Genomic DNA, 6,362 nt, shown 5'->3' on the forward strand with positions numbered 1-6,362 from the left:
GGGAACAGAAGATGACGGTGTTCATGGTGGAGCAGAACGCCTTCCACGCGCTGAAGCTGGCGCACCGGGCCTATGTGATGGTGACGGGAAAGATCACGATGACGGGGACCGGGGCGCAGCTTCTGGCCGACCCGGAGGTGCGGTCCGCCTATCTGGAAGGGGGTCACTGAGATGGAGACGATCCCTGACTTCTGACGATGGGGCCTGCTGGTCCTACGCAAAGATCAGCGGGTTTTCGTGGTTCGTGCCGGCCAGTCGGGTTCCTCCAGCAGGGACAGCGGCAAGGCGGTGGTGTGCTTGATCTCCGACAGCGCGATGGCCGAATTGGTCTCACGCACCGCCGGAAGCTGGGACAGCTTCTCCCGGAAGAAGTGTTCATAGGTTTCGACGTCCCGCGCGACCACCTTGATGATGTAATCGGTGGCCCCCATCAGCGTGTAGCATTCCAGCACCTCCGGCAGTTGGCGCACGGTCTCCTCGAACTCCGGCAAGGTCGCGCGGCCATGGGCGGCGAGCTTCACCTGCGCGAACACCAGCACGTTCAGCCCGAGCTTCTTCCGGTCGAGCAGGGTCGCGCGCAGGCGGATGACGCCGTTCTCCTCCATCCGCTTGATGCGGCGCCAGCACGGCGCCTGCGATAACCCCACCCGCTCGGCGATCTCGGCGCTTGACAGCTGGGCGTCGGATTGCAGCAGCGCCAGAATGCGGCGGTCAATCGCGTCGAGTTCAATCCGCATGGAATGCCTCTTCTAGTCAGTGATTAAAGAATTGAATGATGCGTGATTTCGACATAGCGGGCATTAGAACGCAAAGAAAATTCGCTGCTCCAACGGTATAATTGGATCCACGACCCGATACCTCTGACACGCCGCCGCGGTCGCGGTCGTTTCCTACCCCGCTTTCCCATCACCGCCGCCTCTCGGACAGAAGTCCGATGCCAGCACCTGCCTTTGGGAGGAATGCCATGGATGCCCCCGTGCCTGTTCGGGCGCCATTGAGTCTGCATGTGCCGGAGCCTCCGCAGCGGCCCGGCAGCGAGATCGATTTCAGCACTCTTGCCGTGCCGCCAGCTGGCACCGCCCGCCGTCCCGACACCGATTGTCCGGCGGCCGACATGACCGACCTCGCCTATGATCTGGTTCGCGTGCTGGACGATCAGGGGCATGCCGTCGGTCCCTGGGACCCGGCGCTCAGCCCTGACACGCTGATGCGCGGGCTGCGGTCGATGATGATGGTGCGCGCCTATGACGAGCGCATGCAGCGTGCCCAGCGGCAGGGCAAGACCTCCTTCTACATGAAATGCACCGGCGAGGAGGCGATTGCCGTCGCGCAGGCGATGGCGGTCGACCGCGGCGACATGCTGTTTCCGACCTACCGGCAGCAGGGTCTACTGATCGCCCGCGATTGGCCCCTGGTCGATATGATGTGCCAGGTCTTCTCCAATGCCGGCGACCGGCTGAAGGGCCGGCAGATGCCGGTCTTCTATTCCAGCAAGGAAGCCGGCTTCTTCTCGATCTCCGGCAATCTAGGGACGCAATACAGCCAAGCCGTGGGCTGGGCGATGGCCTCGGCGATCAAGGGCGACACCCGCATCGCCGCGGCCTGGATCGGCGAGGGCGCCACCGCGGAGGGCGACTTCCATCATGCCCTGACCTTCGCGTCGGTCTACCGCGCCCCGGTGATCCTCAATCTGGTCAACAACCACTGGGCCATCTCCTCCTTCCATGGCATCGCCGGTGGGGAGCGCACAACCTTCGCGGCGCGCGGCCTCGGCTATGGCATCCCTAGCCTGCGCGTGGACGGCAACGACTTCCTGGCAGTCTTCGCTGCGACGCGCTGGGCGGCGGCGCGGGCCCGCGCCAACCTCGGCCCAACGCTGATCGAGCTGTTCACCTACCGCGCAGCCGCCCATTCCACCAGCGACGACCCCGCCAAATACCGGCCGGAGAATGCCGGCGCCCACTGGCCGCTGGGGGATCCGATCGACCGACTGCGCCAACACCTGATTGCGCTGGGCATCTGGTCGGAAGCCCGGCAGGAGGATCTGGCCCGGGAGGTTGCGGAGGTGGTCCAGGCCGCCGGAAAAGAGGCCGAATCCCACGGCACCCTCGACAAGGGGCCGTTCCAGTCGGCCCGCACGATGTTCGAGGACGTCTACAAAACCATGCCCTGGCATCTGGAGCGCCAGCGCCAGCAGGCGGGGGTCTGAGCGATGGCGACCATGACCATGGTCCAGGCGCTGAACGCGGCGATGGACGTGATGCTGACGCGGAGCGGCGACGTCGTCGTTCTGGGCGAGGATGTCGGCTATTTCGGCGGGGTGTTCCGCTGCACCGACGGGCTGCAGCGCAAGCATGGGCGCAGCCGGGTCTTCGACACCCCGATCACCGAAGCCGGCATCATGGGGATTGCGGTCGGCATGGCCGCCTACGGCCTGCGTCCGGTCGCCGAGATGCAGTTCGCCGACTACATCTACCCGGCCTGCGACCAGTTGATCTCCGAGGCGGCGAGGCTGCGCTACCGGTCGGGCGGCGAGTTCACGGCACCGGTTACGGTGCGCGCGCCCTATGGCGGCGGCATCTTCGGCGGCCAGACCCACAGCCAGAGCCCGGAGGCCATCTTTACCCACGTCGCGGGGCTGAAGACGGTGATCCCCTCGACCCCGTATGACGCCAAGGGGCTGCTGATCAGCGCCATCGAGGACGACGATCCCGTGATGTTCTTCGAGCCGAAGCGCCTCTACAACGGCCCCTTCGAAGGCTACCACGACCGCCCGGTGGTGCCCTGGGCCAAGCATCCCGCCAGCGCGGTGCCCGACGGGCATTACGCCATCCCGCTGGGCAAAGCGGCGACGGTGCGCAGCGGCACTGCCGTCACCATCCTCGCCTACGGCACCATGGTGCACGTAGCACTGGCCGCCGCCCGCGATGCACAGGTCGATGCCGACATCATCGATCTGCGCACCCTGGTGCCGGTCGATATCGAGGCGATCGAGACATCGGTGCGCAAGACCGGCCGCTGCGTCATCGTGCATGAGGCCACCCGAACCGGCGGCTTTGGCAGCGAGTTGTCCGCCTTGGTGCAGGAGCATTGCTTCCACCATCTGGAGGCGCCGATCGAGCGGGTCACCGGCTGGGACACGCCCTACCCGCACGCCTTCGAGTGGGAGTATTTCCCCGGCCCGGCCCGGATCGCCGAGGCGTTGCGCCGCGTGATGGAGGAGTGAGCATGGCGCGCTATGTCTTCAAGCTGCCCGACGTCGGCGAGGGCACGGCCGAGGCCGAGATCGTCGCCTGGCATGTCGCGCCCGGCGATCGCGTCGCCGAGGACCAGACGCTGGTCGACGTGATGACCGACAAGGCGACGGTCGAGATCCCCTCACCAGTCACCGGCACGGTGCTGTCGCTCAACGGCACCCCCGGCGCGATGCTGGCGGTCGGGTCCGAACTGGTCGTTTTGGAAGTCGAGGGAACAGACGATCAGGTCCCCGACGACGGCCCCGGTGACGCCCCCAGTGACGCCCCTGGTGACCCGCTCGATGACATTCCCGCGGCGGCGCTCCCGACAACCGCCATTGCAATGCCTGCCGCTGGCGCCCCTGCACCGGATGTCGCACCCGCCCTGCTGGTCCGCCGGCCGCCCGGCGTCAAGCCCACCGCGTCGCCCGCGGTGCGACGCCGCGCCTGGGACCATGGCATCCCGTTGCAGTTCGTCGCCGGCTCCGGCCCCGGCGGCCGGATCCTGCATCGCGACCTCGATCGCCATCTTGCCGGCGGAGGGGTTGAGGCCGGCGGTGTCGCCTTGGTCGAGCGGCCGCCCTCCCCGGCCAGAACCGGAGTGTCGGAGGTGCCGGTGCGCGGGCTGCGCCGCAGGATCGCCGAGAGCATGCAGGAGGCCAAGCGCCACATCCCGCATTTCTCATACATCGAGGAGGTCGACGTCACCGCCCTGCAGGAACTGCGCCTCCACCTCAACGCCGAGGGTGGCGTTGCACGGCTGAAGCTGACCCTGCTGCCCTTCCTGATCCGCGCCCTGGTGCGGGCGCTGCCGGAGTTCCCGCAGATCAACGCCCGCTACGACGATGCGGCGAATGTCGTCCAGCGGTTCGAAGCGGTGCATGCTGGCATCGCAACGCAGACGCCGGGCGGGCTGGTGGTGCCGGTCGTCCGCCATGCCGAGACGCTCGACCTCTGGCAGGCCGCCGACGCGATCCGCGAACTGGCTGCCGCCGCGCGCGACGGAAAGGCCGGGCGGGAGCAGCTCAGCGGCTCCACCATCACCGTCACCAGCCTGGGCGCGCTGGGCGGCCTCGCCACCACGCCGATCATCAACCGGCCGGAGGTCGCCATCGTCGGCGTCAACAGGATCGTCGAACGGCCGGTGGTGCGCAAGGGCAACGTCGTCGTGCGGTCGATGATGAACCTGTCCTGTTCCTTCGACCACCGGGTCGTCGACGGCTGGGACGCCGCCTCCTTCGTTCAGCGGGTGAAGACGTCGCTGGAACAGCCCGCCACCCTTTTCATGGACCAACCACGATGACCGTACCCAGCGTAAAGACCGTCACCGCCAAGGTGCTCGTGGTCGGTGGTGGACCGGGCGGCTATGTCGCCGCCATCCGCGCCGGCCAGTTGGGGCTCGACACCATACTGGTCGAGGCCGACCGGCTGGGCGGTACCTGCCTGATCCGCGGCTGCATCCCGTCCAAGGCGCTGATCCATGTCGCCGGCCGCTTCGAGGCGATGGGCCAATCGCTGGGCGACGGCCGTTTCGGCATCGCGCTCGACACACCGCCGCGCCTCGATCTCGCCGCCGCCATGCGCTGGAAGGACGGGATCGTTGACCGCCTAAGCGGCGGCGTGGCGGGCCTGCTGCGCAAGGCCAAGGTGCGCGTGCTGCGCGGCTGGGCGGTCTTCTCCGACGCCAAGACCTGCACCGTCCAGGGCAGCGACGGCCCGCTGACCGTGACGGCGGAGCATGTGATCCTCGCCACCGGTTCGGAGCCGGTGCCGCTGCCGGCCCTTCCCTTCGGCGGGCCGGTTCTGTCCTCGACCGAGGCGCTGTCGTTGGACCAGCTGCCGCGCCGGCTTGTGGTGGTCGGCGGCGGCTATATCGGGCTGGAGCTGGGCAGCGCCTTTGCCAAAATGGGGTCGACGGTAACGGTGGTCGAGGCGCAGCCGCGCATCCTGCCTCTGTACGACGCGGGTCTGACCGATCCGGTGCGGCGCTGGCTGAAGCGGGCCGGGGTGACCGTTCATCTCGGGGGCCGTGCGCTGGGAATGGAGGCCGAGGGGGATGGGCATGCGCTGGTTGTACAGACGGCGGATGGTGGGACGATCCGCCTGCCGGCCGACGCCGTGCTGTCGACCGTGGGCCGGCGTCCCCGGCTGGAGGGTTGGGGCTTCGCGGCGATGGGAGTGGATCGGCGAGGAGGCTTGGTCGCGGTGGACGACCAGTGCCGCACCTCAATGCGCAATGTCTGGGCGATCGGCGATCTGGTCGGCGAGCCAATGCTGGCGCACAAGGCGTCGGCGCAAGGCGAAATGGTGGCAGAGATCATCGCCGGCCACCGCCGCCGTTTCGCCCCGGCCGCGATCCCGGCGGTCTGCTTCACCGAACCGGAGATCGTCAGCGTCGGCCAGTCGCCGGACGAGGCGGCGGCGCAGGGGATCGACGCGGTCGTCGACCAATTTCCATTCGCCGCGAACGGCCGTGCGCTGACTCTGGACACCGGCGAGAGCGGCTTCGTCCGGGTGGTGGCGCGCCGCGACGACCGGCGGGTGATCGGCATCCAGGCGGTGGGCGCCCACGTCTCGGAACTGTCGGGGGAGTTCGCGCTGGCGCTGGAAATGGGGGCGGAACTGGAGGATGTGGCGGGCACGATCCACGCCCACCCGACCCTGGGCGAGGTCTTCCACGAAGCGACGCTCAGGCTGCTCGGCCGGCCGCTTCATTTCTGAACCTCTTGCAGTCCGTCGGCAGGGCAGGCGATCGAACGCCGGCCCTGCCCTTCCGGTGTTTACGACACGCCGGTATCGAGACCGTCGACGGCGCTCGACTAGTCGTCGAAGGCCCGCGCGGGTCGATCGGCGGTCACCAGGCCGAGGGTAAAGCCTTGGCGGGCTCCGCGCGCGAGCATGCTCGTATCTGCCGCCTCGAAGTCGACGCGGTACTGCCGCTTGCGGCAACACCCAGATCGTCAGTTTTCCCCGTCTGCGAAGCGCCGCATCGTAAGCCGCCCAGTTCTCGACCCGATAGCGGACCTTCGGGATCGATTGCGCCGGACACCACGATGATGAGGTTGGAGCCGAGGCTGTCGATCTGTTGGGCGATGCGCGCTTCCGCTCCGGCGCCGACCGCGATCA

Annotated in this window: 5 protein-coding genes and 2 pseudogenes; 5 read left to right on the plus strand and 2 right to left on the minus strand. The window is 68.0% G+C overall.

Features of this window, described 5'->3' with window-relative positions:
• Positions 1–170, plus strand: a pseudogene (locus tag TSH20_RS35985) (ABC transporter ATP-binding protein); the annotation flags it as partial.
• A 54-nt stretch (positions 171–224) separates the two neighbouring features.
• Here the strand turns inward: TSH20_RS35985 and TSH20_RS32295 are convergent.
• A complete protein-coding gene (locus TSH20_RS32295; protein WP_109157732.1) occupies positions 225–737 on the minus strand; it encodes an Lrp/AsnC family transcriptional regulator in 513 nt (170 codons plus the stop codon).
• A 227-nt stretch (positions 738–964) separates the two neighbouring features.
• On the opposite strand from TSH20_RS32295, the gene TSH20_RS32300 reads away from it, so the two are divergent.
• From TSH20_RS32300 to lpdA, 4 genes are read left to right on the plus strand one after another with little or no spacing between them, the layout of a single operon-like run.
• Positions 965–2,209 carry a thiamine pyrophosphate-dependent enzyme gene (locus TSH20_RS32300; RefSeq protein ID WP_211099776.1) on the plus strand — a complete coding sequence of 415 codons (1,245 nt, stop codon included), beginning with the start codon at positions 965–967 and terminating at the stop codon, positions 2,207–2,209.
• 3 nt (positions 2,210–2,212) lie between these two features.
• Complete coding sequence (locus tag TSH20_RS32305) at positions 2,213–3,226, plus strand: alpha-ketoacid dehydrogenase subunit beta (protein ID WP_199232164.1); 1,014 nt, start codon at positions 2,213–2,215, stop codon at positions 3,224–3,226.
• Positions 3,227–3,228: 2 nt separating this feature from the next.
• Positions 3,229–4,539 carry a dihydrolipoamide acetyltransferase family protein gene (locus TSH20_RS32310; RefSeq protein WP_109157730.1) on the plus strand — a complete coding sequence of 437 codons (1,311 nt, stop codon included), beginning with the start codon at positions 3,229–3,231 and terminating at the stop codon, positions 4,537–4,539.
• Positions 4,536–5,957 carry a dihydrolipoyl dehydrogenase gene (gene lpdA, locus TSH20_RS32315; RefSeq protein ID WP_109157729.1) on the plus strand — a complete coding sequence of 474 codons (1,422 nt, stop codon included), beginning with the start codon at positions 4,536–4,538 and terminating at the stop codon, positions 5,955–5,957. The genes TSH20_RS32310 and lpdA overlap by 4 nt, the downstream gene beginning before the upstream one ends.
• Before the next feature lie 216 nt (positions 5,958–6,173).
• Here the strand turns inward: lpdA and TSH20_RS36290 are convergent.
• Positions 6,174–6,269 (minus strand): annotated as a pseudogene (locus TSH20_RS36290) (IS5/IS1182 family transposase); the annotation flags it as partial.
• Between the last annotated feature and the right edge of the window lie 93 nt (positions 6,270–6,362).

This window comes from Azospirillum sp. TSH20 (assembly GCF_003115935.1).
Taxonomy (GTDB): domain Bacteria; phylum Pseudomonadota; class Alphaproteobacteria; order Azospirillales; family Azospirillaceae; genus Azospirillum.

Bases quoted from the DNA above. Each gene is read 5' to 3' on its own strand.
- TSH20_RS32295 (WP_109157732.1), bottom strand. From the start codon at position 737: ATGCGGATTGAACTCGACGCGATTGACCGCCGCATTCTGGCGCTGCTG.
- lpdA (WP_109157729.1), top strand. From the start codon at position 4,536: ATGACCGTACCCAGCGTAAAGACCGTCACCGCCAAGGTGCTCGTGGTC.
- TSH20_RS32300 (WP_211099776.1), top strand. From the start codon at position 965: ATGGATGCCCCCGTGCCTGTTCGGGCGCCATTGAGTCTGCATGTGCCG.
- TSH20_RS32310 (WP_109157730.1), top strand. From the start codon at position 3,229: ATGGCGCGCTATGTCTTCAAGCTGCCCGACGTCGGCGAGGGCACGGCC.
- TSH20_RS32305 (WP_199232164.1), top strand. From the start codon at position 2,213: ATGGCGACCATGACCATGGTCCAGGCGCTGAACGCGGCGATGGACGTG.